Origin of the sequence: Kitasatospora sp. NPDC088391, assembly GCF_044753345.1 — a bacterium.
Taxonomy (GTDB): Bacteria; Actinomycetota; Actinomycetes; order Streptomycetales; family Streptomycetaceae; genus Kitasatospora.
Genome location: NZ_JBIVNB010000007.1, coordinates 267,888 through 293,410 on the forward strand (window position 1 = coordinate 267,888; position 25,523 = coordinate 293,410).

Below are 25,523 nucleotides of genomic sequence, written 5' to 3' on the forward strand. Positions count from 1 at the left end.
CGGCGGCCCCCGGTCTCACGCCTCCCGGTCTCACACCTCGATGTCGACGACCAGGGGCCGGTGGTCGGACACCCCCGTGCGCGGGGCGGCGACCGAGCCGACGGTGTTGCGGGGGACGCCGATGCCCAGGATGTGGTCGAACTGCACGGTGGGCCGGTGCGAGGGGTAGGTGGGGGTGCGGGCCAGGTCGTACCAGCCCTGGAGGCGGGTGCGGCGGGCCGTGCGGACGCGCTCGCGCCGGGCGGTGCGCTGGATCGCGTGCGCGGAGCCCAGCACGGTCCGCGGGACGGCCCCGATCAGGTTGAAGTCGCCGAGCACCAGGTAGGGCTGCGGCAGGTCGGCGATCCAGCGCCGGATCGCGGCGAGCTGCGCGACGTTCCACCCCGGCACGAACGACAGGTGCGCGGCCACCACCGTGAACTCCCCGCCCGGCCCGGCCAGCACCGCGGCCAGCGCCGCCCGCGGCTCGTCCGGGACGGGCGTCAGCCCGCGCCGCCCGGCCACCCGCAGCGGGAGGCCGAACGGGGCGGGGGCGAAGCGGCGGGCCCGCCAGTGCAGCACCGGGAGGCGGGTGAGCAGGGCGGTGCCGTACGCCGGCCCGGAGTCGTCGGCGAGGTCGTCGGGCCCGTACACGGCGAGGCCGGGCTGCCCCGGGTCGGTGATCCAGCCCGCGGAGGGGGCGGGGACGCCGTGCAGGGCGGCGGCGAAGCGCCAGTCCGCCGCGCCCAGCGCCTTCGCGGCGACGGCCGCCTGGTCGGTGCGGCCGGAGCGCTCCTGGTACCGGTCGACCTCCTGGAGGGCGAGCACGTCGGCGTCCAGCCCGGCGACGGCCGCGGCCAGCGGGGCGCCCGGGTCGGCGGGATAGGGCGCGGGGCTGCCGTCGGCGGCGAGCGGTTGGCCGTGCAGCAGGTTGTACGTGGCGATCCGCAGTGTGGTCACGCCGTCGACCGTACCGGGCCTTCGTGAACCGGGGGGCGGCTTGAGCACGGGCACCATACCGGGTATACATACTCGGTATGTCGATCCGTCACGGCCTGCTCGCCCTGCTCGACCAGGGCCCGCGCTACGGCTACCAGCTGAGAACCGAGTTCGAGGCCCGCACCGGGTCCACCTGGCCGCTGAACGTCGGGCAGGTCTACACCACGCTGGGCCGCCTGGAGCGGGACGGCCTGGTGGAGTCCGCCGGGGAGGACGACGAGGGGCACCAGTTCTACGCCGTCACCGAGGAAGGACGCGCGGAACTGCGCCGCTGGTTCGACAGCCCGGTGCCGCGCACCAGCCCGCCCCGCGACGAGCTGGCGATCAAGCTGGCGATGGCGGTGACCGTCCCGGGGGTGGACGTCGCCGCGGTCGTCCAGGGACAGCGCCGGCACAGCATGAAGGCGCTCCAGGACTACACCCGGCTCAAGGGCCGCGCCCTGGCCGCGGACAGCGACCCGGACGGCGGGTCGAGCAACGACCTGGCCTGGCTGCTGGTGCTGGAGCAGCTGATCTTCCAGACCGAGGCGGAGATCCGCTGGCTGGACCACTGCGAAGCCCGGCTCGGCCGGCACGCCGAGCGCCTGGCGGCGGCCGAGCCCGCCGCACCCGCCGACGCGCCACCCGCCCGGCGCGTCGTCAAGGGCCGCGCGCGCGGCCGACTCTGAGACTCCTGGGGGAGCGATGACCGAACAACTGAAGCCGGCCGAGCCCGTCCTGCACCTCGACCGGGTGAGCCGGGTGCACGGCCACGGCGCGTCCGAGGTCAAGGCGCTGCGCGCCGTCGACCTCAGGGTGTACCCGGGCGAACTGGTGGCCGTGATGGGCCCCTCCGGCTCCGGCAAGTCCACCCTGCTGACCCTGGCCGGCGGCCTGGACAGCCCCACCGACGGCCGGGTCGTGGTCGAGGGCGTCGTCCTCGGCGAACTCGGCCGCAAGCAGCTCGCCGCCGTCCGCCGCCGCGCCGTCGGCTACGTCTTCCAGGACTACAACCTGATACCCGCGCTCACCGCCGCCGAGAACATCTCGCTGCCCCTCGAACTGGACGGCCGGTCCGCCCGGTCCGCCCGCCGGGAGGCGCTCGCCGCCCTGGAGGAGCTCGGCATCGGCGAACTCGCCGACCGCTTCCCCGACGACATGTCGGGCGGCCAGCAGCAGCGCGTCGCCATCGCCCGGGCCCTGATCGGCGAGCGCCGCCTGGTCCTCGCCGACGAGCCCACCGGCGCCCTCGACTCCACCACCGGCGAGTCCGTGCTCGCCGTCCTGCGGGCCCGCTGCGACGCCGGCGCCGCCGCCATGATGGTCACCCACGAGGCCCGGCACGCCGCCTGGGCCGACCGCGTGGTCTTCCTGCGCGACGGCCTGCTGGTCGACGAGACCGCCCGCCAGGACGCCGGCAGCCTGCTGGTCACCGCCGCCGCCAACGCCCGGAAGGGCGACGACCAGTGAGGGCGAGCGCCTGGCGCGCCACCCTCCGGATCGCCCGCCGCGACGCCCTGCGCGCCAAGGGCCGCAGCGCCCTGGTGCTGGCCATGATCGCCCTGCCGGTGCTCGGCGTGGTCGGCGTGGACGTGGTGGCCCGCAGCGCCCAACTGGAACCGGAGGAGCGGGTCGCCCGGACCATGGGCACCGCCGACGCCCGGATCGAGATGTACGTTCCGGGCGGCACCGTCGTCCAGGCGCCGGACCCCGACGAGGACACCCGGGAGAAGAGCCCGGCCCCCGGCCAGGCGCGCACCGCCGAGCAGCAGCGCAGCGCCGACGCCGACCCGGCGAAGCTCGTCACCGAACTGCTGCCCGGCTCGGCCCTGGTCCCGGTGGAGTCCGGCCCGCGCACCACGGCCAGCACCAAGGACGGCCGGATGACGGTGCAGACCACCGAGGCCGACCTCGGCGACCCGGTCTGGCGCGGCCTGATCGACGTGGTCCGCGGCGTCCTCCCCGCCAAGCCGAACGAGATCGCCGCCACCCAGGCGTTCCTGGACCAGTCCGGGCTGCGGCTCGGCGACGCCACCGCGCTGCGCGGCCTGGAGAGCAGGCCGTACACCATCACGGCCGTCGCCGAGTACCCCGACGGGCTCAAGAACACCACCCTGGTCGGCCGCCCCGGCGCGCTGGTCGCCCCGCTGAACGAGGTCTCCGCCGACCGGTCCGACTCGGCCGGCCGCCAGGGCGTCTGGCTGGTGAAACTGCCCGCCGGGACGGTGCTGGACTGGCCCAAGGTCCTCGAACTCAACAAGTACGGCTTCAAGGTGGCCGCCAGGGCCGTCCTGCTGCACCCGCCGGCCCGTGCCGACGTGCCGCTCTACCAGGAGCCCCAGTACGGCGACGGCTCGCCGAACAAGGTCGCCCTGGCGGTCGCCGCCGTGGTGGCCGGCATGGCGCTGCTGGAGATCGTGCTGCTCGCCGGACCGGCGTTCGCGGTCGGCGCCCGCCGCTCGCGTCGCCAGCTCGGCCTGCTCGCGGCCGGCGGCGGCGACCGCGGCCACATCCGGGCCGTGGTGCTCGGCGGCGGCGCGGTGCTCGGTCTGGCCGGCGCGCTGACCGGCCTGGCCCTGGCGGTCGTCCTGGTCCTGGTGTTCCGCGCCGACGCCGAGGAGCTCGCCGGACGCCGCTTCGGCCACTTCGACCTCCAGCCGCTCGACCTGCTGGCGATCGTCCTGGTCGGCCTGGTCACCGGCCTGCTCGCGGCCGTGGTGCCCGCCCTCCAGGCCGCCCGGCAGGACGTCGTCGTCGCCCTCACCGGCCGCGGCGGCATCAAGCCCGCCAGCCGGGTCGGCGCCGTGATCGGCGCCGTCCTGGTGATCGGCGGCACCGCGCTGGCGATGTTCTGCGCCGCCTCCAACACCGCCGTCATCCCCGGCCTGCTCGGCGGCTCGGTGCTCGCCGAGATCGGCATGCTGCTCTGCACCCCGATGCTGATCGGCCTGTTCGGCCGGCTCGGCCGCTTCCTGCCGCTCAGCCCCCGGCTCGCCCTGCGCGACTCGGTCCGGCACCGCGGCCGCACCGCCCCCGCCGTCGCCGCCGTGATGGCCGCGGTGGCCGGCGCCGTCGCGGTCGGCATCTACACCACCAGCTCCACCGAGGAGTCCCGTCAGCACTACCGGCCGCAGGGACCGGCCAACACCGTGACGCTGTACGCCGGCTGGGGCCCGAACACGGACCGGGACCGGCTGCCGGTGATGCGCGACGCCGTCGAGGGGGCCATCCCGAACCTCGGCGAACGGGCCGACGTCGGCAGCCTCACCCCGACGGGCGGCTGCGACTCCGGCTTCCGGTGCGGCTACGTCCAGGCGGTGCTGCCGGAGGCCAAGCGCTGCCCCGCCGACCTGGCCCGCACGCCCGAGGAGTTCGAGAAGGCGCACAACGACCCGCGCTGCGCGGCCCGCGCCGACCAGCAGAACTTCCTGCCGAGCGTCTTCGGCACCACCGTGGTCGGCGACGCCGCACTGCTGCACACCCTGTTCGGTCTGCACGACCAGAAGGCCGAACAGGCCCTGGCCGCGGGCAAGGCCCTGGTGTTCCGGCCGGACTACGTGGTCGACGGCAAGGTCCTCCTGGAGGTCACCGGGCCCTACGACGACAAGGCCGCGGCGGCCGAGAACAACTACCGGCCGAAGACCACCCAGATCAGTGTCGACGCCGTCCAGGTCGACTCCCCGACGCCGTACGGCGTCGCCCTGATCGGCAAGCAGGGCGCCGAGCGGGCCGGGCTCGGCAGCCGCATCGACGGCTCGCTCTGGCTCCCCGCCGCGGAACCCTCCGACAAGGCGGTCCAGAAGGCCACCGGCTCGCTCGCCAAGCTCGACGACAACGCGATGCTCGAGGTCGAACGCGGCTTCCGGCCGGAGACCGACCTGGTCACCATCGGCCTGACCGCGTTCGCCGCCCTGGTGGCCCTCGGCGCGGCCGGCATCGCCACCGGCCTGGCCGCCGCCGACTCCCAGCAGGACCTCGCCACCCTCGCCGCGGTCGGCGCGGGCGGCGGCATCCGGCGCCGGCTGTCCGGCTTCCAGTGCGGCGTGATCGCCGCCATGGGCGCGGTGCTCGGCCTGCTCTGCGGCGCCGTCCCGTCGATCGCCCTGCGGGTGCTGCAGGCCGCCAACCGGCAGACCTACGTCGGCCCGGGCACCGTCGAGCCGGAGAAGGTCGACCCGGTGATCGCGATCCCGTGGGGCGAGCTCGGCCTGATGGTGGTCGGCCTGCCCGCCGTCGCGGTGCTGCTGGCCGCGCTGCTCACCCGGTCCCGGATCACGCTCGGCCGCCGGGCCGCCTGACGGACGGGGTGACCGTGCTCACGGCAGGGGGAGGCCGTGGGCACGGACCCGTCCGGGCGAACTAAAGTCGTCCGTATGACGAAAACCCCGGACAGCGCCGTCCGCTCCTACATCGACCGGCACGAGGACGCCTTCCTGTCCGACCTCGCCGACTGGCTGCGCATCCCCTCCGTCTCCGCCGACCCCGGCCGGGCGGGGGAGGTCCGCCGCTCCGCCGAGTGGCTGGCCGACAAGCTGCGCGCGACCGGCTTCCCGGTCGCCGAGGTGTGGGAGACGGACGGACTGCCCGCGGTGTTCGCCGAGTGGCCGTCCGGCGAGGAGGGCGCGCCCACCGTGCTGGTCTACGGCCACCACGACGTGCAGCCCGCCGCCAAGGCCGACGGCTGGGACACCGAGCCGTTCGAGCCCACCGTGGTCGGCCGCCGGCTGTACGCCCGCGGCGCCGCCGACGACAAGGGCCAGGTCCTCTTCCACACCCTCGGCGTCCGGGCCCACCTGGCCGCCACCGGCCGCACCGCCCCCGCCGTCAACCTCAAGCTGCTGGTCGAGGGCGAGGAGGAGTCCGGCTCGCCGAACTTCACCGCCCTGGTCCGCCGCGAGGCCGAGCGGCTGGCCGCCGACGTGGTGATCATCTCCGACACCGGCATGTGGTCCGAGACCACCCCGACCGTGTGCACCGGCATGCGCGGCCTGGCGGACTGCCAGATCGACCTGTACGGCCCGGACAACGACATCCACTCCGGCTCCTTCGGCGGGGCCGTCCCCAACCCGGCCGACGTGGCCGCCGCCCTGGTGGCCGGCCTGCACGACGCCGACCGGCGGGTCGCGGTCCCCGGCTTCTACGACGACGTCGTCGAACTCACCGACGAGGAGCGGACGCTGTTCGCCGAACTGCCCTTCGACGAGGCGCAGTGGCTGAAGGTCGCCAAGTCGTACGGCACCCAGGGCGAGGCCGGCTACTCCACCCTGGAGCGGGTCTGGGCCCGCCCGACCGCCGAGGTCAACGGCATCTGGGGCGGCTACACCGGCCCCGGCGGCAAGACCATCGTCCCGGCCGAGGCGCACCTCAAGCTGTCCTTCCGGCTGGTGGCCGGCATGGAGGTGGAGAAGGTCCGCGAGTCCGTCGCCGCCTGGGTTTCCGCGCAGGTCCCGGAGGGCATCCGGTACGAGATCGTCTTCCCCGGCGCGACCCGCCCCTGCCTGACCCCGCTGGATCACCCCGCCCTGCAGGCCACCGTCCGGGCGATGGGCCGCGCCTTCGAGCAGAAGATCCTGTTCACCCGGGAGGGCGGCTCCGGCCCCGCCGCCGACCTGCAGGACGTGCTGGGCGCGCCGGTGCTGTTCCTCGGGATCTCGGTGCCCTCGGACGGCTGGCACTCGATCAACGAGAAGGTGGAGCTCGACCTGCTGCGCAAGGGCGTCGAGACCTCCGCGTACCTGTGGGGCGACCTGGCCGAGAACTTCCGGCCGTGACCGCGGACCCCGAACCGATGCCCTGCCTGACGTACCGAAGCGAACGGGGATGGACGAGTTGAGCAGCGCACCCGACACCAAGCACCTCGCACTGGCCCGCGCCGGGGTGGACCGGGCGGCGCACCGCCGGCTGGACGAGCCGTGGCTGGCCGCGGCCTGGAGCCACCCCACCACCAAGGTGCTGCCGATCGCCGGCGGCGAGGCGTTCGTGGTGGACACCGAGCGGGGCAGCGAACTGGTGCTGCTGCCCTCCTTCGAGGCCCCGGAGACCGGCTCGCGGTACTTCCTGGGCACCGACGAGGACGGCGTCCACTACTTCGCGCTGGACTGCGAGTCGCTGCCCGGCCGACTGGACGGCGACGCCCGCCCGGCCGGGCTGCGCGAGGTCGGCGGCACCCTCTCGGACCGGGACTCCGGCCTGCTGGTGCACGCCGTCGCCCTGGAGCACTGGCACCGCCTGCACTCCTTCTGCTCCCGCTGCGGCCACCCCACCGAGAAGGCCGGGGCCGGCCACCTGCGGCGCTGCACCTCCTGCGCCGCCGAGCACTACCCGCGCACCGACCCGGCGGTGATCATGCTGATCACCGACACCGAGGACCGCTGCCTGCTGGGCCGCCAGGCGCTCTGGCCGGAGGGCCGCTGGTCCACCCTGGCCGGGTTCGTGGAGCCCGGCGAGTCCATCGAGCAGACGGTGGTCCGCGAGGTGCTGGAGGAGGCCGGGGTCCGGGTCGCCGAGGTGGAGTACGTGGCCAGCCAGCCCTGGCCGTTCCCGTCCAGCCTGATGCTCGGCTTCGTCGGCCGGGCCCACCCGGACGGCACCGGCATCACCGTGGACGGCGAGGAGCTGTCCGAGGCCCGCTGGTTCAGCCGGGAGGAACTGCGGGCCGGGATGGCGGCCGGTGAGATCGTCCCGCCGTCCGGGATCTCGATCGCCCGCCACCTGGTCGAGCTCTGGTACGGCGAACCGCTGCCGTCCGCGGCCCGCTGGTGACGCCCGCCCGCCGGTGAACGGAGCACCGTCGGGGCGCGTGGTCCATGCCGCGCGCCCCGGTGGTGCGTCCGCCGGAAAGGGTCGACCGCACCCGGAGCGTTCCCCCGGGGTTTCCCGCGCCCCGAAACCGGCCGGGGTTGCCGCATTCCGCTGAAACCGCGCGAGCCCACTGACTACATTCACTCGCGTGACGATCCTCCGCGGCACCGCCTCCCCGCCCAAGTACCAGCGGCTGGCCGCCGACCTGCGCCGCCGCATCGACTCCGGCGAGTGGAAGGACGGCGGCCGGCTCCCGGTCGAGAACGAACTGGAGGAGCAGTACGCGGTCGCCCGCAACACCGTCCGGCTGGCCGTCGACGTCCTGGTCAACGAGGGTCGGGTGCTCCGCATCCAGGGCAAGGGCACCTACCTGCGCCAGCGCGCCCGGCACGACCACCGGGCCTACGTCCGCCCGGCCCGCCGCGGCCCGATGGTGCCCAGCGGCACCACCTACGTGGACGAGGCCCGGGAGGCCGGCCGCACCCTGACCGTGGACTTCGAGGTCGCCGCCGTGCTGGCCCGGCGGGACGTCGCCGACTGGCTCGGACTGCGGCCCGAGGAGACCGTCATGATCCGCCGTCAGCTCTGCCGGGTCGACCAGGAGCCCTACGCGATCGAGGAGAGCCACTACCGGGCCGGCCTGGCCGCCGGCACCGCCCTGATGGACGACGAGCCGGTGCCCGGCGGCGACGAGCGGATACTGGCCGCGCTGGGCCGCGCCGAGACCTCCGCCACCGACCACCTGACCGCCCGGATGCCCGGCCCCGCCGAGGCCGCCTGGTTCGGCCTCGGCGCGGGCGTCCCGCTGCTGGTCAACACCCGGGTCACCCGGGACGGCCGCGGCCCGATCCGGGTGGTCGAGACCCGCTACGCCGCCGACCGGGCCCGGCTGCTGTTCGAACTCGGCGAGGGCGCGGCCGCCGCCGGCTGAACCGGGGGGCGGGGCGGGCGGAAATCGATCAGTGGCGATCGGGAATGCGCGGGAATGCGCGGGAATTCACGGAAAAGCGGAGCGGGCCCGGGAAAAGCGAATGGACGGCCGGTCAGACCAGCGCGGCCTGGACCTGGCGCAGGCTCGGGTTGGTCATCACGCTCTGCTCGCCCGCGGCGGAGACCACCACGACCGTCGGCACCGTCTGGTTGCCGCCGTTCACCGACTCCACGTAGGACGCCGAGGCCGGGTCCTGCTCGATGTTGATCTCGCTGTAGGCGATGCCCTCGCGGTCCAGCTGGCTCTTGAGGCGGTTGCAGTAGCCGCACCAGGTCGTGCTGTACATCGTGACGGTGCCGGACATGGCGAGGGACTCCTTCGGGTCGACGGACGGTGGGCGGTCAGCCGCACGGTGCAACGCCCGGCGGCCCGCACCCATTCCGGAACGGGCGCGGTGCGGTGATCCGATCATCTTTGCCACCCTGTGGACAACACCGTCCGAACTGTCCGGCCCGCCTGCGAGGATGGGGGACATGCAGGAAGACCTCCTCGGGTTCGACGACCCGCACGCGCAGTTCGGCCCCGCCCCGACCGGGGCGGACGCGGTACTGGCCGGCCTCGACCCCGAGCAGCGCGCCGTCGCCACCGCCCTGCACGGCCCGGTCTGCGTGCTGGCCGGCGCCGGCACCGGCAAGACCCGCGCCATCACGCACCGGATCGCCTACGGCGTCCGCAGCGGCGTCTACCAGCCCGCCCAGGTGCTCGCCGTCACGTTCACCGCCCGCGCGGCCGGCGAGATGCGCGGCCGGCTCCGCCAGCTCGGCGCGGACGGCGTGCAGGCCCGCACCTTCCACTCCGCCGCGCTGCGCCAGCTCCAGTACTTCTGGCCGCGCGCGGTCGGCGGCGAGCTGCCCCGGCTGCTGGAGCGCAAGGTCCAGCTGGTCGCCGAGGCGGCCGGCCGCAGCGGCCTGCGGGTCCAGCGCACCGAACTGCGCGACCTGACGGCCGAGGTGGAGTGGGCCAAGGTCAGCCAGATCGTCCCCGACGACTACCCGGCCGCCGTCGCCAAGTCCGCCCGCGAGGCCCCGCGCGACCCGGCCGAGATCGCCCGGGTCTACGCCGCCTACGAGGAGGCCAAGCGCAGCCGCGGCCTGATCGACTTCGAGGACGTGCTGCTGCTCACCGCCGCCATCCTGGAGGACCGGCCGGAGATCGCCGACCGGGTCCGCGCCCAGTACCGGCACTTCACCGTCGACGAGTACCAGGACGTCTCCCCGCTCCAGCAGCGCCTGCTGGAGCAGTGGACGGGCAGCGACGGCGGCGCCAGCCTCTGCGTGGTCGGCGACGCCAGCCAGACCATCTACTCCTTCACCGGCGCCACCCCCGACCACCTGCTGAACTTCCGGCACCGGCACCCCGGCGCCACCGTGGTCAAGCTGGTGCGCGACTACCGCTCCACCCCGCAGGTGGTGCACCTCGCCAACGGCCTGCTCTCGCAGGCCCGCGGCCAGGCCGCCCAGCACCGGCTGGAGCTGGTCTCGCAGCGCGAGGCCGGCCCCGAGCCGGTCTACCGCGAGTACCAGGACGAGCCCACCGAGGCCGAGTCCACCGCCCGGCTGATCCGCGACCTGCTCGGCACCGGCGTCCGGGCCAGCGAGATCGCCGTGCTGTTCCGCACCAACGGCCAGTCCGAGGTGTACGAGCAGGCCCTCGCCGACCTCGGCATCTCCTACCAGCTCAAGGGTGCCGAGCGGTTCTTCGAGCGCCCCGAGGTCCGCGAGGCCGGCGTCCTGCTCAAGGGCGCCGCCCGGGCCGCCGACGACCCGCTGACGGCCGGCGCCCCCGACCTGGCCGCCCAGGTCGCCGCGGTGCTCGCCACCCGCGGCCACTCCGCCCAGGCCCCGGCCGGCTCCGGCGCCGTCCGCGAGCGCTGGGAGTCGCTGAACGCGCTGGTCCGGCTCGCCGAGGAGTTCGAGACCGCCCGCACCGCGGCCGGCGAGCGGGCCGACCTCGCCGCCTACGTCGCGGAGTTGGACGCCCGGGCCGCCGCCCAGCACGCCCCCGCCGTCGAGGGCGTCACGCTCGCCTCGCTGCACGCCGCCAAGGGCCTGGAGTGGGACGCGGTGTTCCTGGTCGGCCTCAGCGAGGGCACGCTGCCGATCATCTACGCCAAGACCGACGAGCAGGTCGAGGAGGAGCGCCGGCTGCTCTACGTCGGCGTCACCCGGGCCCGCCGCTTCCTCACCCTCTCCTGGTCGCTCTCCCGCTCCCCGGGCGGCCGGGCCTCCCGCAAGCCGACCCGCTTCCTGGACGGCCTGCGCCCCGGCTCCACCGCCGCCGGGCCGCGCACCCGGGGCGGGCGCGGCGGCGTCGAGCCCGGCGCGGAGCGCTCCGCCGCGCGCCGGGCGCGCGGCCCGGTCAAGTGCCGGGTCTGCGACCGGACCCTGACCGACGCCGTCGAGCGCAAGCTGCGCCGCTGCGAGGGCTGCCCGTCCACGATGGACGAGGCGCTGTACGAGCGGCTCCGCGAGTGGCGCTCGACCAAGGCCAAGGAGCAGGGTGCCCCGGCCTACGTGGTGTTCACCGACGCGACCCTGACGGCCATCGCGGAGGACGTCCCGGCCAGCCTCGCGGAGCTCTCCCGGATCTCCGGAGTGGGCGCCATGAAGCTGGACAAGTACGGCTCCGACGTGCTCTTGTTGTGTGCGGGGGAGAGTCCGGAAGACCTGCGGGAGACCGCCGGGTCACCGGAGCACGCCTCGCCCGAGGACGAGGCCGGGAACACGGCTGAGAACTCGCCGGAAAAATAGTTTGCGCGCCGCGTGTACGGCGCAATAGCCTGCCGGAGCGGTCAAGGGGACGAGGCCGCAAAGCTCGCAGAGGGCTTGTTTCTGCGTGCGCCGACCATCAATCAGATACCGGAACCCGGGCGACCGGGCACCGCGAGACGCCGAGAGGAGGCGAGTTCAGTGGAGAACCAGATGATCACCAAAGTGACCGGAATGATGACCACCCTCGCCATGCCCCCGCGCGTCAGCGTGTCGGGTCTGGGTCTCGACGTGGCCGGCGGCAACGCCGGAGCCCCGCTTTCCAAGCACTGCCTTGTCAGTGTTCTGGGCAATGCTGGCGGCACCCCTGTCGAGGCAGGTCTGTCCCGTGACTGGGCCACGTTTGTCGATGGCATTTCGCTGTCCGACGAGCGACCGACCCAGGCGCCGAAGGCAGTAGCGGCAGAAGCCCTCCATGGGCGCTATGCGGCCGCCGTCGGCGCCGGAACGAACCAGCAGGACCAGCAGAACCCCCTGGCCGAAGCAGCCGTCCACGGCGCCGAGGCAGGCCGGATGCAGGCTTTCCGCGGGCCTGGACCCTGGAGCGAACGACCCTGACTGAACCAGTCACGGGCGGTGCCTCCAGGGCCGCGGAAACCCAGTAACCGGGTTCCGCGGCCCTTCTGTTTTGTCCGGTACGCACGACCCACCCAGGCCCCACGGGGCCTCCGACCGAGCCCGAACAACGGGACGGCCGGAACCACATCGAAGACGAGGAAGACGCCACAGTGTCCACGGTCATCACACCGCCGCCCCTCCCGTCCGTACCGACCGACAAGACCAAGGCCGACCAGGCCCACCCCCCGGAGGTAACACTCATGCAGCTCACCGCCATCGACGAGGCTGACTCGCTCGGGCTCCCCATCCCGTGCCGGGCCTTCGACCCGGAGGTCTTCTTCGCGGAGACCCCGGCCGATGTCGAGTACGCCAAGTCGCTGTGTGGCACCTGCCCCGTCAAGGCCGCCTGCCTCACCGGTGCCGTCGAGCGCCGTGAGCCGTGGGGCGTCTGGGGCGGCGAGCTCTTCGTCCAGGGCGTCATCGTCGCCCGGAAGCGTCCGCGTGGCCGTCCGCGCAAGACCGAGGTCATGGCGTGAACCCCGCAGCCAGGACCATCCGCACCGGCTCCGCAGCCGTCCGCAGGGGAGAGCAGCCCCCGCTGGACACCGCACTGCGCGACTCGGTACGCACCGCGGCCGCCAAGGCCGACGCCCCACTCCACCGTCCCTTCCCCACGACGCACCACGAGCAGGACCACCACATGAACCCCGCCGGCATCGATCCGACCGTCCGCTCCGAGCAGACCCGCGAACTCCAGATCCAGAACAGGACCCTCGAAATGCATCTCATCCAAGAATCCCTGGCCCGCGCGCATATGCAGCAACGCCTCCACGAGGCCGAGGAGCAACGCCTCGGCCTGCGGGTGCTGCGCGCGGACAAGCTGCGCCGCCGGGCCGAACGTGCCTCGATGCGCGCCCGCAAGGCCCTCGCCGTCGCCCTGATGTGACGGACGCCCCACCCCGCCGGCCGGCCGCGAGGCCCCGCCGGTGACCTTTCCCTGAACGCCGACGGCCGACTCCCCGCCCCCGGGGAGCCGGCCGTCGGCGCGTCCGGCCCCGGCCTGCCCGGTCCGGGGCCGCGGGTACCGCCGACCCGGGTCTCGCCTGCCCGCTCCGCGGCGGGCCATGCCTCCGGCCAATTCCACCTGGTAGCACTGCTGTTCTTCGTTCGAACTGATCGTGCGAGGATGTCCGCCATGTGGTTCTCCCTCCCGTTCGGCGAGCGGCTGCGCGCCGAACTCGGCACGCCCCGGCGGGTCCGCCGCCTGGACAGCGGCCCGCGCTCCCGGGTCTGGCGGGCCGAGCTCTCCGGCACCCGCGTGGTGGTGAAGCAGCTGGTCGACGCCCCCGGCGCCGACGACCGCTTCGCCCGCGAGGCCGCCGCGCTGGCCCTGGCCGGCCGGGCCGACCGCCGCGGCGCCCGCGTGGTGCCCGCGCTGCTCGGCACCGACCCGGAGACCCGCACCCTGGTGCTGGAACGGGTGGAGCACCACGCCCCGGCCCCCGGCTGGCAGATCGGCTACGCCGCCGCGCTGGCCGGACTGCACGCCAGCGCCCCCGCCGACCTGGACGACCTGGCCGGCACCCCCGCCGACACCGCCCTGCCCGCCTGGACCGGGCCCACCGGCCGGGACCTCGGCTGCTTCCTCGCCCTGGCCCGCAGCCTCGACGTGCCCGCCCCGCCCGGCGCCCGCGCCGAACTCGAAGCCCTGGTCCGCCGCCTGTCCACCGCCCCGCCGCGCTCCTCGCTGCTGCACGGCGACCCCTGCCCCGGCAACGACCTGCACACCGCCGACGGCGTCCGGTTCGTCGACTTCGAACAGTCCGCGCTCGGACCCGGCGCCGTCGAACTCGCCCACCTGCGGACCGGCTTCCCCCTCTGCCCGTCCGCCGTGGGCACGCCCGCCGAACTGCTGGACGAGGCCGAGGCCGCCTACCGCACCACCTGGCGCTCCCTCACCGGCACCGACGCCGTCACCCCCGCCGACCTGGCCGACGCCTGCGCCGGCTGGCTGCTGCGCGGCGACACCCTCGTCCCCGAGGCCGAACGCGGCATCACCGACCAGCTCGCCCGGCTGCCCCGCACCGACTGGACCTGGGGCACCGCCACCGCCCGCGGCCGCCTGACCCACCGCCTCCGCGCGGTCGCCGCGCTGGCCGACGCGGACACCGCCCTGCCGATCCTCGGCCGCCTCTGCGCCACCCTCGCCGACCGCACCCGCGCTGCCTGGCCCGCCACCGCCCCGCTGCCCACCGACCGCCCCTGACGGACTGCCACTGACGGGCCGTCACCCGGGTCAGGCCCGGCGGACCAGCACCCCGCGCTCCTCCAGCATCCGGGCGACCTCCTCGGGGTAGCCCGCCAACTCCCGTTCGGTGGCGGCGAAGTCGTGCCAGACCAGGGTGAACGGCGGAACGACCCCGAAGCCGCCGCCCAGGCAGTCGGCGAGGGCGTCCAGGCCCCAGCCGTAGTAGCCGCCGGGGCCGAGCAGGGCCTCGCCCAGCGCGCAGTGCAGACCGGTGAGGTCCTCCACGGCGGCCCCCGCCAGGTGGTACTCGCCGCCGGAGCGGTCCGGTTCCGACGACCGGGTGTTCTGCGGGGCCAGCGACAGCCAAGCCTTCTTCGCGGGTTCGGTCAGGCCCCGCCAGTCACCGGGCCGCCCCGGCCGTCCGGACCGCCGCTGCCGCCAGACCGGCCGGGCCGCGGCTCCCGGCAGCAGTTCGGCGTCGGTCAGCAGCAGGACGTCGACCAGTGCCCCGCCCAGCACGGAGGGTCGGGTCCACTCGACGTCGAAGCCGATCGCCCGCCGGTCCATCACCCGGCCGGTGTCGTCCAGCGTCCACAGCCCGGTGTACCCGGGATGTTTCCCGCGCCGCTTGCGCAGGGCGGCGCGCATCGGTTCGGCGGGCTCGCAGCCGATCAGCCGGACCGGCAGGTCCGGTGGGTCGTCCCGGTCGGCGGCCAGCCCGGGGACGGACGTGCCGACAGCCACGGGCGAGCCGTGTCCGAGGGTCAACTCGAAGCGGAGGAACGGCCCGTCGACATCCCGGTGCCAGTCGTCCGAGCGCACGCCCCCGCCGACCGCGACGTCGACCAGCGCCGGATCGTCGGTGCTCGGCGCGACGGACAGGATCTCGGCGTCGACCAGATCCCACCAGGCCTCGTAGCCGCTCGCCGTCCGGCCCACGATCCAGGCCGTTCCGAGCCATCCGGCCGTCGCCCCCGGCGGGCAGCCGCGCAGGACCAGGACTTCGCGCGGGGGCGGGGCCGGGTCGGTGAACAGGCCCTCGACGGCGGCGCACCGGCCCAGCAGCACCGGGGCGTCGTCCCCGTCCCCCTCGGCCACGATCAAGTACCGCACCGGGAAGGGGCGTTCCCAGTGCCCCGCCTCCTCGATCCGCATGGCGCCGCCGCCCCCTTCCCGCCCTCGTTGTCCGAGCGCCCAGCGTGCGGCCGGAGGCCCGCTGCCCGCAACGCGATTTCGCCCGGTGCCCGCCCGGCGCCCCGGTCAGTCCGCGGCGGGTCCGGCGAAGCCGGGGAGCCAGTGGAGGAGTTCCTCGTGCAGGCGGACGGTCGCGCCGAGCTGGCAGAGGACGCCGATGGTGGAGAGCGTGACGCGGTGGATCAGCAGGTAGGAGGGCGGCAGGTTGAGCTGCTTGCCGAGGTTGTAGGCGGGGGAGCGCGGGTCGGCGATCCGGGCGGCCTGGGTGCGCATCCACTCCCGGCTGAAGGTGAACTGCTCGGCGCGGGTCGGCTCGATGATCGGCACCAGGTAGTCGAGCACCGCGTCCGGGTCGAGCGAGATGGTGGGGCGGACGAAGTTCTCCTGCTTGAGCAGGTCGTAGACGGCCCCGGCGTCGCCCGCCAGGGCGAGCCGCAGCGAGGCGCCGATCGGCAGCGGCAGGCCGCCGGGCAGCCGGTCGACGGTGCCGAAGTCGAGCACGCCGAGCTTCCAACTCGACGCCGCCCGACCGGTCTTGACCAGACGGAAGTTGCCGGGGTGCGGGTCGGCGTGCAGCAGGCCGGTGCGGGCCGGGCCGGCGAACAGGAAGCGGGCCAGCAGCTGCCCGGCCCGGTCGCGCTCGGCCCGGGTGCCGTCCGAGACCACCTGGGAGAGCGGCTTGCCGTCCATCCACTCGGTGACCAGCACCCGCCCGGACTGGGCGACCACCCGGGGCACCAGGATGTCGGGGTCGCCGGCGAACTCCTGGGCGTGCAGCTGCTGGGACTCCGCCTCCAGCCGGTAGTCCAGCTCCTCGGTGACCCGCTCGCGCAGCTCGGCGATCAGCGGCTTGATGTCCATGCCGGGGATCAGCGGGCCCAGCATCCGCGCCACCCGGGAGAGTTGGGTGAGGTCGCTGAGCAGCGCGTCGCCCGCCCCCGGGTACTGGATCTTGACCGCGACGTCCCGCCCGTCGGACCAGACGGCGCGGTGCACCTGGCCGATCGAGGCGGCGGCGGACGGCCGGTCGGAGAAGGACCGGAAGCGGTCGGCCCAGTCGGCGCCCAGGTCCTCCGCCAGCACCGCGTGGACGGTGCGGACGGGCATCGCCGGGGCGGAGTCCTGGAGCTTGGTCAGGGCGGCCCGGTAGGGGCCCGCGACGTCCTCCGGGAGGGCCGACTCGAAGACCGACATGGCCTGCCCGAACTTCATCGCGCCCCCCTTCAACTTGCCCAGGGTGGCGAAGAGCTGCTCGGCGGTCTGGGCCTGCAGCTCGGCCGCGACCTCCTCCGCCGGACGCCCGCCGAGCCGCTTGCCCAGCCCCAGGGTGGCCCGCCCGGCGAAGCTCAGCGGCAGGGCCGCCAGCCGAGCCGTCCGGGAGACCGCCTTGCGCGGCATGTCAGACATCGGAGCCCCCCGTCCGGGCCGTCGCGGCCGGAGCCACCACCACGGCCCGCGGGCGGCCGCCCGGCCGCGCCCGGTCCGGCACTGCCTTGCGCGGTAGAACGCTCACCCGGGCCTCCTGTTCAGCCGGACCGACCGGCGCCCCGCCGGCGGTCGTACAGCGGTCGTCCCCGCGAGCCGTTCGGCGGACCCTCCGGGGCCGCGCTCCCGCGCCCCTCGCGGGACGGTGGAGCGGCGGTGGACCGGTGGGGAGTGCGCCGGACGGACCCGCGGGTCCTAGGCCATTGTGCCCGCTGGCCCCCGGCCGACGGACTGCCAGAGGCACCCGCAATCGGGGTGGCTGCGCAGCCGGAGCCGGCGGAGCATCCCGTCGGCCGCGGACAGCTCGCACCAGCCGTCCACGCTCGGGGGCAGCACGCCGTCCAGGTAGAGCTGGACGTGCAGCGCGGCGAGCCCGGCGATCGAGGCGGCCACCGCGCTGTCGCAGGCCGGCAGGCGGGCCCGGCCGGGGCCGTCGTCGATCAGCTGGGCCAGCAGCCGGGGCCAGCTCTCGTCCTCGTCCCGCCGGGCCAGGGTGGCGCAGGTGCCGCAGGCGGAGGCACCGGGGACCACCAGCGGGCCGACCACGCCGAGGTGTTCGAGCACGCCGGTGTACAGGTGCGGGACGCCGGCCCGCATCAGCTCCTGGGCGTCCACGGCGGCGCCGGTGTACGCGGCGGAGCCGTCCCGCGGGGCGAGCACCACCAGGGTGGGCGGCGGGGCGGTGACCGGCGGGCGCCGGTAGCGCTCGCCGACCGGGGCGCCGGTCACCCGGTGCACCAGCTCGCGGGCGGCGGTGGCGCGCAGCCGCCCGATGTCCGCGGTGGGCAGGCCGCCCGGGGCGCAGTCCCGGGCCGTGACCCGGCCGCGGTCCACCACGGTGACCTCGCCGATCCCGCCGGCCGCCAGCGCGGCGCCGACGGCGGCCCCGATCCGCCCGGCGCCGCGCACCTCGACCCGGGCCCGGGCCCGGCCGTGCAGCACGGTCGTGGCCTCGCCGGGCGCGGGGTGCACCAGCGAGAGCGAGGCGAGGTCCGGGGCGAGCAGCTCGCGCCGGGCGGGCGGGTACAGCTCCAGGACGTCCCGCGCGGCCCCGGCGTCGTCCAGCAGCTCGGCGCCGGCCAGCGAGTCGAGCACCGCCCGGCAGTACTCGGCGGTCAGCCCGAGCTTCTGCCCGGCGGCCACCGCGCCCGGGCCGTCCCGGCTGCCGTCGATCAGTTCCAGGAAGCCCGCCAGACCGCGGTCCACCCCCTCCACCACCCGGGCGTGCCGCCGCAGGGCGCCGAACTGCAGGGTCTGCTTGTCCCGCCAGAGCCGGGACAGCGCGGGCTTGATCGCCGGACGGGCGATCCGCCCGGCCGCCCCGGCCCCCTCCCCGGGCGCGCCGGTCGGGTCGTTCACGGGCTGGTCGGTACGCATACGGGCTCCTCCGCGGCTCACGGACCCCGGCGTTCGGGATCGCTGGTGACCGCAGCTTGCCCGTCCCGCCCCGGACCCGGAAATCCGTTGTCCACAGCCCCGGTGCGACTATCCGCTGATCACTGTGCACAGCCTGTGGACAACGCGCCCGGGTGGTCCCCGGTGCCGCGCCGCCCCGGTGCCGGACTTCTGTCGGGGCGACGGGGTAACGTCCCTCGCATGGCAGCCGAACGGGACTCCCACCGGTCGGCGCCGCGTCGGCGCGCCCGGGCAGCCTCCGGGCCGGCGGCCGCGGCGTCGGGCGCGCGCACCGGCACCGGCCGTGAGCCCCTTCCCCCGCACCCCGCCCCCGCGCACCCCGCCGAGCACGGGGCGGACCACCACGGGACGGAGCACCGCGGGGCCGACCACCGCCCCGACCGCGGCCCCGACCACCGCCCCGATCGCGGCCCGGTCGAGGTCCGCCGCAGCGCCCGCCGCAGCCGCACCGTCTCCGCGTACCGCGAGGGCGACCGCACGGTGGTGCTGATCCCGGCCCGGATGTCACCGGCCGACGAGCAGCGCTGGGTGGCCCGGATGCTCGACAAGCTGGCCGCGCAGGAGAGCCGCCGGGTGCTGGGCGACGAGGCGCTGCAGGCCCGGGCCCGCGAGCTCTCGGAGCTGTACCTGGACGGCCGGGCGGTGCCCGAGCAGGTCCGCTGGGTGACCAACCAGAACTCCCGCTGGGGCTCCTGCACCCCCAGCGAGCGCACCGTCCGGCTCTCCCACCGCCTCCAGGGCATGCCCGCGTACGTGGTGGACTACGTGCTGCTGCACGAGCTGGCCCACCTGCTGGTGCCCGACCACGGCCCCCGGTTCTGGGCCCTGCTGGACGCCTACCCGCGCACCGAGCGGGCCCGCGGCTACCTGGAGGGCGTCGCCGCGGCGGCCCGCCTCCCGCACCTCCCGGACGCCCGCCGCACCTGAGCGAGGACGGCACGCGGCCCCGGCCGCCCGCGAGGGGCGGCCGGGGCCGCGGCCGTCGGTCAGACCAGCGCCCGGGCCCGGGCCACCAGGTCGCGCACCGAGCGGTCGGTGTCGGCGGGCAGCTCGTCCCAGCCGAACCAGCGCAGGTCCAGCGACTCCTCGCTGATCAGCTCGCGCGCCCCGGCCGGGGCGACGGCGACGTACTGGACGTCCAGGTGGGTGTTCTCCGGCCGGTCCCTGCCCAGGCAGCGGACCTGGTGCCGGTCCAGCTTCACCGGGGCCACCCGGCCGTCCACGGCGAGCAGTTCGAGCCCGGCGACGCCGGACTCCTCGACCGCCTCGCGGAGCGCGGCGGCCGCCAGCGTCCCGTCGCCGGGCTCGCAGTGGCCGCCCATCTGCAGCCAGAGCCCGACCTTGGGGTGCAGGGTGAGCAGCACCCGCTCCCCGGCCGGGTCGACCACCAGGGCGCTGGCGGTGATGTGCGCGGGCACGCAGGCCCGCCACACGCCCTCGGGGTGGGCGGCGAGGTGCGTCAGGTAGTCCTGCCGCAGCCCCTCCTGGCCGTCCCCGGCGGGCGTCCAGTCGGTGAGCGTCCGGACGGTGTCGGCGTGCAGCGCGGTCACTTGGCGCCGCCCTCCCCGCCCGGGGCGTCCCCGTCCGACGGACCGGCGGCACCCTCGCCGCCCTTGCCGTCCGGGGCCTCGCCCTCGCCGCCCTTGTCGTCCGCGCCCTTGCCCAGGTCGGTCTTCCCGCCCGCCGCCTCGCCGAGCAGCTTGTCGAGCGCGTCGAAGTCGAAGCCGCCCTCCGCGCCGGCCGCGCCGTCGCGGTGCACGAAGCCGTCCGGGTCGTCCAGGTCGGCGGCGGTCGGCAGCATGTCGGGGTGGTTCCACAGCGCGTCCCGGCCCTCGATGCCGCGGGCGTCGGCGAGCGAGGCCCACAGCCGGGAGGCGTCCCGCAGGCGGCGCGGGCGCAGCTCCAGGCCGACCAGGGTGGCGAAGGTCTGCTCGGCCGGGCCGCCGGTGGCGCGGCGGCGGCGGAGCGTCTCGCGGAGCGCGGCGGCGTGCGGCAGGTGCGGGGCGGCGGCGGCGTGCACCACCGCGTCGACCCAGCCCTCGACCAGGGCCAGCGCGGTCTCCAGCCGGGCCAGCGCGGCCTTCTGCTCGGGAGTGTCCTCGGGCTGCAGCAGCCCGCCCGCCAGCGCCTCCTGCAGCGCCTCGGGGTTGGCCGGGTCGAGCTGGCCGACCAGCTCCTCCATCCGCGAGGAGTCGACCTTGATGCCGCGGGCGTACGCCTCGACGGCGCCGAACAGGTGCGCCCGCAGCCACGGCACGTGCGCGAACAGGCGCTGGTGGGCGGCCTCGCGCAGGGCCAGGTAGAGCCGGACCTCCTCGGCCGGCACGTTCAGGCCGTCGCCGAACTCGGCGATGTTCTGCGGCAGCAGCGCGGCCTTCCCGGCGGGCGCGAGCGGCAGGCCGACGTCGGTGGAGCCGAGCACCTCGGCGGCCAGCGCGCCGAGCGCCTGCCCGATCTGGGTGCCGAACATCGCGCCGCCCATCGAGCGCATCATGCCCATCAGCGGCCCGGCCATCGCCTGCATCTCGGCGGGCAGCACGCCGCCCATCGCGTTGCCGACCCGTTCGGCGACCGGGTCGACCAGGTCCTTCCAGACCGGCAGGGTGGCCTCGATCCACTCGGCGCGGCTCCAGGCCACCGCCGCGGAGGAGGTGGAGGGGAACTCGGTCGCCGAGTCCAGCCAGAGGTCGGCCAGCCGGACGGCCTCGACCACGGCGGTGCGCTCGGCCTCGCCGACCGAGCGGTCCTTGGACTTCCCCTCCGGCTGCTCGGCGACCACGGTCTGCCGGGCGATGTTCTTGGCCAGGTCCCAGTTCACCGGGCCGCCCTCGAAGGAGAGCATCTGGCCGAGCTGCTGGAACGCCGCGCCCAGGTCGTTGGGGTTGAAGCCGCCCATCATCGCGGCGAACGGGTTGTCACCGCCGCCCTGCCCGCCGGGGCCACCCAGGCCGAACAGCGCCCCGAGCGGGTTGCCGGGGCCGAAGCCGAACGGCTGCTGCGGGGCCGCGTCGCCCTGCTCCCCGTCCTTCTTGCCCTTGTCCTTGCCGTCCTCGGGCTCCTCGGGGGGGTTGCCGAATCCGAAGGGGAGGTCGCTCACGGGGTCCTCGATCTGATCGGCCGTCACGCGGGTGGTGTGGCGGGAAAGTCTGCGCCCAGGGGGGTCCGGACGGTTTCAATGGTCTCGCGGCCGACCGCGCCGGGTGCACCGCTCGGGTCGAGCCTCGGGCAGGATGGACAGTGCGTGACACTCGTACGTCCGCACTTAAGCTAACCGTGGAGGATGGCCGGTGAGTTCCCCGCCTTCGGACGTTCGCTCTGGGCTGACCGAGGGCGAGGACGGGCCGACCGATGCCGGTTCGCCGTCCCCAGCCTACGGCGGCAAGCCGCTGACCGTGGCCGTCACCGGCGCGGCGAGCGTGCTCGGCGAGCGCGTCGCCGAGCGCCTGGTGGCGTCCCCGCACGTGCGCCGGGTGCTGGCGGTGGACGACCGCCGCGGCGAGGTCCCCGGCGTGCAGTGGCGGGTGCTGGACGTGCGCGACCCGGCGGTGGCCGAGCGGCTGGCCGGGGTGGACGTGGTGGTGCACCTGGCGATGGACCTCGGCATGGAGTCCGACCCGCGCGCCCGCAGCGCGTACAACGTGCGGGGCGCCCAGACGGTGGTGACCGCCGCCGCGGCCGCCGGGGTGCACCGGGTGGTGCTGTGCACCTCCGCGATGGTCTACGGCGCGCTGCCCGACAACGAGGTCCCGCTGGCCGAGGACTCCGAGCTGCGGGCCACCGAGGAGGCCTCGCTGGTCGGCGACCTGCTGGAGATCGAGCGCCTGGCCCGGCGCGCCCCGCGCGCCCACCCGGGCCTGCAGATCACCGTGCTGCGCCCGGCCGTGGTGGTCGGCCCCGGCATCGACACCGTGCTGACCCGGCACTTCGAGGCGCCCCGGCTGCTGGTGGTGGCGGGCTCCCGCCCGTGCTGGCAGTTCTGCCACCTGGACGACCTGGCCTCGGCGCTGGAGTACGCGGCGCTCGGCCTGGTCGAGGGCGAGGTGACGGTCGGCTGCGACGGCTGGCTGGAGCAGGAGGACGTCGAGGAGCTGTCCGGCATCCGCCGGATGGAGCTGCCCGCCGCGCTGGCGCTGGGCACCGCGGCCCGGCTGCACCGGCTCGGCCTGACCCCGGCCCCGGCCGGGGACCTGGCGTACACCATGTACCCGTGGGTGGTCTCCGGCAGCCGGCTGCACGAGGCGGGCTGGCGGCCCCGGCACACCAACGAGGAGGTGCTGGCCGAGCTGCTCTCCCAGGTGTCCGGCAAGCACGCGGTGGCCGGGCGCCGGCTGGGCGGCAAGGAGGCCGCCACCAGCCTGGGCGCGGCCGGGGCCACGGTCGCCCTGATCGGCACCGCCGCGCTGGTCCGGCGGGCCCGCAAGCACCGGCGGATCTGACCCGGCAGATTCCGTGATACGGAATTGTCGCATCGTGATACGAAAATCCTTGCTGCCGGTCGGCGGGGATGCGGGATGATGGTGCCCATGTCCGAGAACCACGACCCGATCCGGCTGCTGGCCGTCCGCGACACCCCGCTCTCGCTGGACGAGGTGCACGCCGCGGTCGGCGACGACGCGGCGGGCGGCACCACGCTGTTCGTCGGCACGGTGCGCGACCACGACGGCGGCAAGCCGGTGGCCGCCCTGGAGTACAGCGCCCACCCGACGGCGGAGCGCGAGCTGCGCCGGATCGCCGAGAAGGTCTGCGCGGACTTCCCGGTCCGGGCGCTGGCCGCGGTGCACCGCACCGGCCGGCTGGAGATCGGCGACGCCGCGGTGATCGTCGCGGTGTCCTGCCCGCACCGCGGCGAGGCGTTCGAGGCCTCCCGGCGGCTGATCGACGACCTCAAGCACGAGGTGCCGATCTGGAAGCACCAGATCTTCACCGACGGCGAGGAGGAGTGGGTCGGCGCGGGTTCCTGCTGAGCCGGTCGGACTCCTCCCCGGCCGCCCGTGTCCGGCCCGGGGCCCGCTCGTTGCCCGTTCGGCAGTCCCTCCTGGCGGTGAGCCGCGGCCCGGCCCCGTAACCAGGGTGCCGGTCGCGCCGTTCCCCCTGCAGGCGGTTAATCTGCTGATACACATGACGAGCCTGTGGGGAGTTCGAAAATGGCTGCGCTCGCCTGGTTGATCATTCCTGTGGTGGCCGGACTGCTGGCCATGGTCTGGGCGGGGTGGGCGGCCCGTCCGCGGCGGGCCATGACCGATCCGACCTCGCTCGCCGAGCACGAGCGGTTCCGCGCCGCGATGGAACGCAGTACCGGCGGCGAGCGCTGACGGCACGCCCCCGATCGGCGGTGCGGGGGGCGGACCGGCGGCACACCCGGACCGGTCCTTCCCGTACTGTCGTGGCATGCCACGCCGATCGGCGACGATGCTCGCTGCCACCCTGCTGCTGATAGGTCTGCTCTGCGCCTCGGTCCTGACCGAGGTGCCGTTCACCGAGATGAGCCCCGGGCCGACCTACAACACCCTCGGCACGCAGGACAAGACCGGCGATCCGGTGATCACCATCACCGGGCACGAGACCTACCCGACCAGCGGTCACCTGAACATGACCACCGTCCAGGTGACCGGCGCCAACTACCAGCCCAGCCTGGTCTCGGCGATCGTCGGCTGGATGCGGGACGACGTGCTGGTCGTCCCGCACGACAACGTGTACCCCAAGGGCCAGACCGACCAGGAGGCCCAGCAGCAGAACGCCGAGGAGTTCGCCTCCTCCGAGGACAGCGCGAAGACCGCCGCCCTCAACCAGCTGAACATCCCGGTCGGCACCGAGATCATCGTCTCCTCGGTCAGCTCCGGCGGCCCCTCCGAGGGCAAGCTCCACGCCGGCGACCAGATCGTGGCCGTCGACGGCGTGGCCATCACCGGTCGGGCCCAGGTCGCCGAGCAGGTCATGAAGCACAAGCCCGGCGAGACCGCGGTGTTCACCGTCGTCCCGCACGCCAAGGCCGCCCCCGTGCCGAACCCGGCGGACCAGGTGCAGGTGCCGATCACCACGGCCAAGGCGCAGGGCGAGGACCGGGCGATCGTCGGCATCACGCCCGGCGTCGACCACGTCTACCCGTTCAAGATCGACATCGGCCTGCAGGACGTCGGCGGCCCCAGCGCCGGCCTGATGTTCGCCCTCGGCATCGTCGACAAGCTCACCCCCACCGACCTCACCGGCGGAAAGTTCGTGGCCGGCACCGGCACCATCGACGACGACGGCACGGTCGGCCCGATCGGCGGCATCCAGATGAAGCTGATCGCCGCCCGGGACAAGGGCGCCGAGTACTTCTTCACCCCCGCCGACAACTGTGCCGAGGCGACCAGGGCGACCCCGTCCGGGCTGACCCTGGTCAAGGTCGACAACCTGGCCGGCGCGGTCAAGGCGCTCGACGCGATCCGGTCCGGCGACCGGGCCGCGCTGCCGGCCTGCGGCAAGTAGCGGTGCGTCCGGGGGCCCGGCCGGGCCCCCGAGCCGTCACTGGAAGGTGGCGAGCAGCGCGTCCGTCAGGTTGGGGACCAGGTCGGGGCCGGTCAGCACCTCGCGGGCGACGTCCTTCTCGCGCAGGCGCAGCGCGACCTCGCGGGCGCCGCCGCGCAGCACGGCCGCGGTGATCCGGACCTCCTGGCGCTGCGGGTGGGTGGCGACCCAGTCGTTGATCTCCTGCTCGGAGGCGTTCTTCGGCCGGGAGGACTCCGCGCCCGGCGGGAGCATCAGCCGCTCGACGACGAGGGCACAGCCCACCACGCCGTCCGGCCAGGCGATGGTGCCGAGGAAGCGGTCGAGCTCGGTGCCCGGGGCGATCTCCTCCTGCTCGACCGGGGTGAGCCCGGTCGGGTTGTCGTCCAGGCCGAGCTGCGAGGCGAGCCGCGGGTTGGCCTTGCGCATCTGCGCGTTGTCGACCAGCGCGAACAGCCGGGCGGGCAGGTCCCAGCCGAGGGTCGCGGCGTGCTCGTCGATCTCCAGCGCGGCCCGGGTGAGCGGGGTGGCGGCGGGCAGGCCGGAGGCGCCGGCGGTCAGGTCAGGGGAGTCGGACATGGAGCCATCCTCACACGGGGGAGGGGGCCCTCTCCAACTC

At 75.0% G+C, this 25,523-nt stretch carries 24 protein-coding genes; 16 read left to right on the top strand and 8 right to left on the bottom strand.

Going from position 1 to position 25,523, the window contains the following annotated elements; translation table 11 throughout:
- Positions 1 to 30: 30 nt before the first annotated feature.
- On the bottom strand, positions 31 to 939 hold the full coding sequence (locus tag ACIQBJ_RS22470) for an endonuclease/exonuclease/phosphatase family protein (RefSeq protein WP_400713264.1): 909 nt from the start codon (positions 937 to 939) through the stop codon (positions 31 to 33).
- Positions 940 to 1,016: 77 nt separating this feature from the next.
- Between ACIQBJ_RS22470 and ACIQBJ_RS22475 the strand changes: the two genes are divergently transcribed.
- The 6 genes from ACIQBJ_RS22475 (at position 1,017) to ACIQBJ_RS22500 (ending at position 8,689) form a co-directional block, all read left to right on the top strand.
- Positions 1,017 to 1,646 (top strand): PadR family transcriptional regulator, encoded by a 630-nt coding sequence (locus tag ACIQBJ_RS22475; RefSeq protein ID WP_400713267.1) that lies wholly within the window; start codon positions 1,017 to 1,019, stop codon positions 1,644 to 1,646.
- A 16-nt stretch (positions 1,647 to 1,662) separates the two neighbouring features.
- Positions 1,663 to 2,427: an ABC transporter ATP-binding protein gene (locus ACIQBJ_RS22480; protein ID WP_400713270.1), complete on the top strand. Its 765-nt coding sequence runs from the start codon at positions 1,663 to 1,665 to the stop codon at positions 2,425 to 2,427.
- Positions 2,424 to 5,255, top strand: coding sequence for an FtsX-like permease family protein (locus ACIQBJ_RS22485; RefSeq protein ID WP_400713274.1), 2,832 nt, complete (start codon positions 2,424 to 2,426; stop codon positions 5,253 to 5,255). Before ACIQBJ_RS22480 ends, ACIQBJ_RS22485 begins: the two co-directional genes overlap by 4 nt.
- Positions 5,256 to 5,330: 75 nt before the next feature.
- A complete protein-coding gene (locus tag ACIQBJ_RS22490) occupies positions 5,331 to 6,728 on the top strand; it encodes a dipeptidase (RefSeq protein ID WP_400713277.1) in 1,398 nt (465 codons plus the stop codon).
- Between the two features lie 49 nt (positions 6,729 to 6,777).
- Positions 6,778 to 7,719, top strand: coding sequence for an NAD(+) diphosphatase (gene nudC, locus ACIQBJ_RS22495; RefSeq protein WP_400713280.1), 942 nt, complete (start codon positions 6,778 to 6,780; stop codon positions 7,717 to 7,719).
- A gap of 187 nt (positions 7,720 to 7,906) precedes the next feature.
- A complete protein-coding gene (locus tag ACIQBJ_RS22500; protein ID WP_400713283.1) occupies positions 7,907 to 8,689 on the top strand; it encodes a GntR family transcriptional regulator in 783 nt (260 codons plus the stop codon).
- Positions 8,690 to 8,801: 112 nt separating this feature from the next.
- Here ACIQBJ_RS22500 and ACIQBJ_RS22505 read toward each other — a convergent pair whose 3' ends face one another.
- Positions 8,802 to 9,053: a mycoredoxin gene (locus ACIQBJ_RS22505; RefSeq protein WP_400713286.1), complete on the bottom strand. Its 252-nt coding sequence runs from the start codon at positions 9,051 to 9,053 to the stop codon at positions 8,802 to 8,804.
- A 169-nt stretch (positions 9,054 to 9,222) separates the two neighbouring features.
- Between ACIQBJ_RS22505 and ACIQBJ_RS22510 the strand changes: the two genes are divergently transcribed.
- The 5 genes from ACIQBJ_RS22510 to ACIQBJ_RS22530 all read left to right on the top strand — a co-directional run bounded on the left by ACIQBJ_RS22510 (position 9,223) and on the right by ACIQBJ_RS22530 (position 14,341).
- Positions 9,223 to 11,499 carry an ATP-dependent DNA helicase UvrD2 gene (locus ACIQBJ_RS22510; protein WP_400713289.1) on the top strand — a complete coding sequence of 759 codons (2,277 nt, stop codon included), beginning with the start codon at positions 9,223 to 9,225 and terminating at the stop codon, positions 11,497 to 11,499.
- 159 nt (positions 11,500 to 11,658) lie between these two features.
- Positions 11,659 to 12,075: a hypothetical protein gene (locus ACIQBJ_RS22515; protein ID WP_400713292.1), complete on the top strand. Its 417-nt coding sequence runs from the start codon at positions 11,659 to 11,661 to the stop codon at positions 12,073 to 12,075.
- Positions 12,076 to 12,245: 170 nt separating this feature from the next.
- Positions 12,246 to 12,611 carry a WhiB family transcriptional regulator gene (locus tag ACIQBJ_RS22520; protein ID WP_400713295.1) on the top strand — a complete coding sequence of 122 codons (366 nt, stop codon included), beginning with the start codon at positions 12,246 to 12,248 and terminating at the stop codon, positions 12,609 to 12,611.
- A gap of 164 nt (positions 12,612 to 12,775) precedes the next feature.
- Positions 12,776 to 13,021, top strand: a complete 246-nt coding sequence (locus tag ACIQBJ_RS22525) for a hypothetical protein (RefSeq protein WP_400713593.1) — start codon at positions 12,776 to 12,778, stop codon at positions 13,019 to 13,021.
- A gap of 249 nt (positions 13,022 to 13,270) precedes the next feature.
- A complete protein-coding gene (locus tag ACIQBJ_RS22530) occupies positions 13,271 to 14,341 on the top strand; it encodes a phosphotransferase family protein (RefSeq protein ID WP_400713298.1) in 1,071 nt (356 codons plus the stop codon).
- Positions 14,342 to 14,371: 30 nt separating this feature from the next.
- On the opposite strand, the gene ACIQBJ_RS22535 is transcribed toward ACIQBJ_RS22530, so the two are convergent.
- The 3 genes from ACIQBJ_RS22535 to ACIQBJ_RS22545 form a co-directional block, all read right to left on the bottom strand.
- Complete coding sequence (locus ACIQBJ_RS22535; RefSeq protein WP_400713301.1) at positions 14,372 to 15,478, bottom strand: barstar family protein; 1,107 nt, start codon at positions 15,476 to 15,478, stop codon at positions 14,372 to 14,374.
- Between the two features lie 105 nt (positions 15,479 to 15,583).
- Positions 15,584 to 16,924, bottom strand: a complete 1,341-nt coding sequence (locus ACIQBJ_RS22540; RefSeq protein ID WP_400713304.1) for an ABC1 kinase family protein — start codon at positions 16,922 to 16,924, stop codon at positions 15,584 to 15,586.
- Positions 16,925 to 17,197: 273 nt separating this feature from the next.
- A complete protein-coding gene (locus tag ACIQBJ_RS22545) occupies positions 17,198 to 18,379 on the bottom strand; it encodes a ThiF family adenylyltransferase (RefSeq protein ID WP_400713307.1) in 1,182 nt (393 codons plus the stop codon).
- Between the two features lie 219 nt (positions 18,380 to 18,598).
- Here ACIQBJ_RS22545 and ACIQBJ_RS22550 point away from each other — a divergent pair, with 219 nt between their 5' ends.
- Complete coding sequence (locus ACIQBJ_RS22550; RefSeq protein ID WP_400713310.1) at positions 18,599 to 19,345, top strand: M48 family metallopeptidase; 747 nt, start codon at positions 18,599 to 18,601, stop codon at positions 19,343 to 19,345.
- 59 nt (positions 19,346 to 19,404) lie between these two features.
- On the opposite strand, the gene ACIQBJ_RS22555 is transcribed toward ACIQBJ_RS22550, so the two are convergent.
- Positions 19,405 to 19,968 carry an NUDIX hydrolase gene (locus ACIQBJ_RS22555; RefSeq protein WP_400713313.1) on the bottom strand — a complete coding sequence of 188 codons (564 nt, stop codon included), beginning with the start codon at positions 19,966 to 19,968 and terminating at the stop codon, positions 19,405 to 19,407.
- On the bottom strand, positions 19,965 to 21,515 hold the full coding sequence (locus ACIQBJ_RS22560) for a zinc-dependent metalloprotease (protein WP_400713596.1): 1,551 nt from the start codon (positions 21,513 to 21,515) through the stop codon (positions 19,965 to 19,967). The genes ACIQBJ_RS22555 and ACIQBJ_RS22560 overlap by 4 nt, the downstream gene beginning before the upstream one ends.
- A 190-nt stretch (positions 21,516 to 21,705) precedes the next feature.
- Between ACIQBJ_RS22560 and ACIQBJ_RS22565 the strand changes: the two genes are divergently transcribed.
- The 4 genes from ACIQBJ_RS22565 to ACIQBJ_RS22580 all read left to right on the top strand — a co-directional run bounded on the left by ACIQBJ_RS22565 (position 21,706) and on the right by ACIQBJ_RS22580 (position 24,886).
- Positions 21,706 to 22,854: an NAD-dependent epimerase/dehydratase family protein gene (locus tag ACIQBJ_RS22565; RefSeq protein WP_400713315.1), complete on the top strand. Its 1,149-nt coding sequence runs from the start codon at positions 21,706 to 21,708 to the stop codon at positions 22,852 to 22,854.
- Positions 22,855 to 22,941: 87 nt separating this feature from the next.
- Entirely contained in the window at positions 22,942 to 23,382 is a 441-nt protein-coding gene (locus tag ACIQBJ_RS22570; RefSeq protein WP_400713317.1) for a molybdenum cofactor biosynthesis protein MoaE, read from the top strand.
- 198 nt (positions 23,383 to 23,580) lie between these two features.
- Positions 23,581 to 23,730, top strand: a complete 150-nt coding sequence (locus ACIQBJ_RS22575; RefSeq protein ID WP_400713320.1) for a hypothetical protein — start codon at positions 23,581 to 23,583, stop codon at positions 23,728 to 23,730.
- Positions 23,731 to 23,806: 76 nt separating this feature from the next.
- Positions 23,807 to 24,886, top strand: a complete 1,080-nt coding sequence (locus tag ACIQBJ_RS22580) for a PDZ domain-containing protein (RefSeq protein WP_400713323.1) — start codon at positions 23,807 to 23,809, stop codon at positions 24,884 to 24,886.
- 36 nt (positions 24,887 to 24,922) lie between these two features.
- Here ACIQBJ_RS22580 and ACIQBJ_RS22585 read toward each other — a convergent pair whose 3' ends face one another.
- The gene (locus ACIQBJ_RS22585; RefSeq protein WP_400713326.1) at positions 24,923 to 25,483 is read right to left on the bottom strand and encodes a PPA1309 family protein; all 561 of its coding nucleotides are present in this window, start codon (positions 25,481 to 25,483) and stop codon (positions 24,923 to 24,925) included.
- Between the last annotated feature and the right edge of the window lie 40 nt (positions 25,484 to 25,523).

Excerpts from the sequence above, each read along its gene's own strand:
- ACIQBJ_RS22475 (WP_400713267.1), top strand. The coding sequence starts at position 1,017 with ATGTCGATCCGTCACGGCCTGCTCGCCCTGCTCGACCAGGGCCCGCGC.
- ACIQBJ_RS22480 (WP_400713270.1), top strand. The coding sequence starts at position 1,663 with ATGACCGAACAACTGAAGCCGGCCGAGCCCGTCCTGCACCTCGACCGG.
- ACIQBJ_RS22490 (WP_400713277.1), top strand. The coding sequence starts at position 5,331 with ATGACGAAAACCCCGGACAGCGCCGTCCGCTCCTACATCGACCGGCAC.
- nudC (WP_400713280.1), top strand. The coding sequence starts at position 6,778 with ATGGACGAGTTGAGCAGCGCACCCGACACCAAGCACCTCGCACTGGCC.
- ACIQBJ_RS22505 (WP_400713286.1), bottom strand. The coding sequence starts at position 9,053 with ATGTCCGGCACCGTCACGATGTACAGCACGACCTGGTGCGGCTACTGC.
- ACIQBJ_RS22510 (WP_400713289.1), top strand. The coding sequence starts at position 9,223 with ATGCAGGAAGACCTCCTCGGGTTCGACGACCCGCACGCGCAGTTCGGC.
- ACIQBJ_RS22525 (WP_400713593.1), top strand. The coding sequence starts at position 12,776 with ATGAACCCCGCCGGCATCGATCCGACCGTCCGCTCCGAGCAGACCCGC.
- ACIQBJ_RS22530 (WP_400713298.1), top strand. The coding sequence starts at position 13,271 with ATGTGGTTCTCCCTCCCGTTCGGCGAGCGGCTGCGCGCCGAACTCGGC.
- ACIQBJ_RS22535 (WP_400713301.1), bottom strand. The coding sequence starts at position 15,478 with ATGCGGATCGAGGAGGCGGGGCACTGGGAACGCCCCTTCCCGGTGCGG.
- ACIQBJ_RS22540 (WP_400713304.1), bottom strand. The coding sequence starts at position 16,924 with ATGTCTGACATGCCGCGCAAGGCGGTCTCCCGGACGGCTCGGCTGGCG.
- ACIQBJ_RS22545 (WP_400713307.1), bottom strand. The coding sequence starts at position 18,379 with ATGCGTACCGACCAGCCCGTGAACGACCCGACCGGCGCGCCCGGGGAG.
- ACIQBJ_RS22550 (WP_400713310.1), top strand. The coding sequence starts at position 18,599 with ATGGCAGCCGAACGGGACTCCCACCGGTCGGCGCCGCGTCGGCGCGCC.
- ACIQBJ_RS22570 (WP_400713317.1), top strand. The coding sequence starts at position 22,942 with ATGTCCGAGAACCACGACCCGATCCGGCTGCTGGCCGTCCGCGACACC.
- ACIQBJ_RS22580 (WP_400713323.1), top strand. The coding sequence starts at position 23,807 with ATGCCACGCCGATCGGCGACGATGCTCGCTGCCACCCTGCTGCTGATA.
- ACIQBJ_RS22585 (WP_400713326.1), bottom strand. The coding sequence starts at position 25,483 with ATGTCCGACTCCCCTGACCTGACCGCCGGCGCCTCCGGCCTGCCCGCC.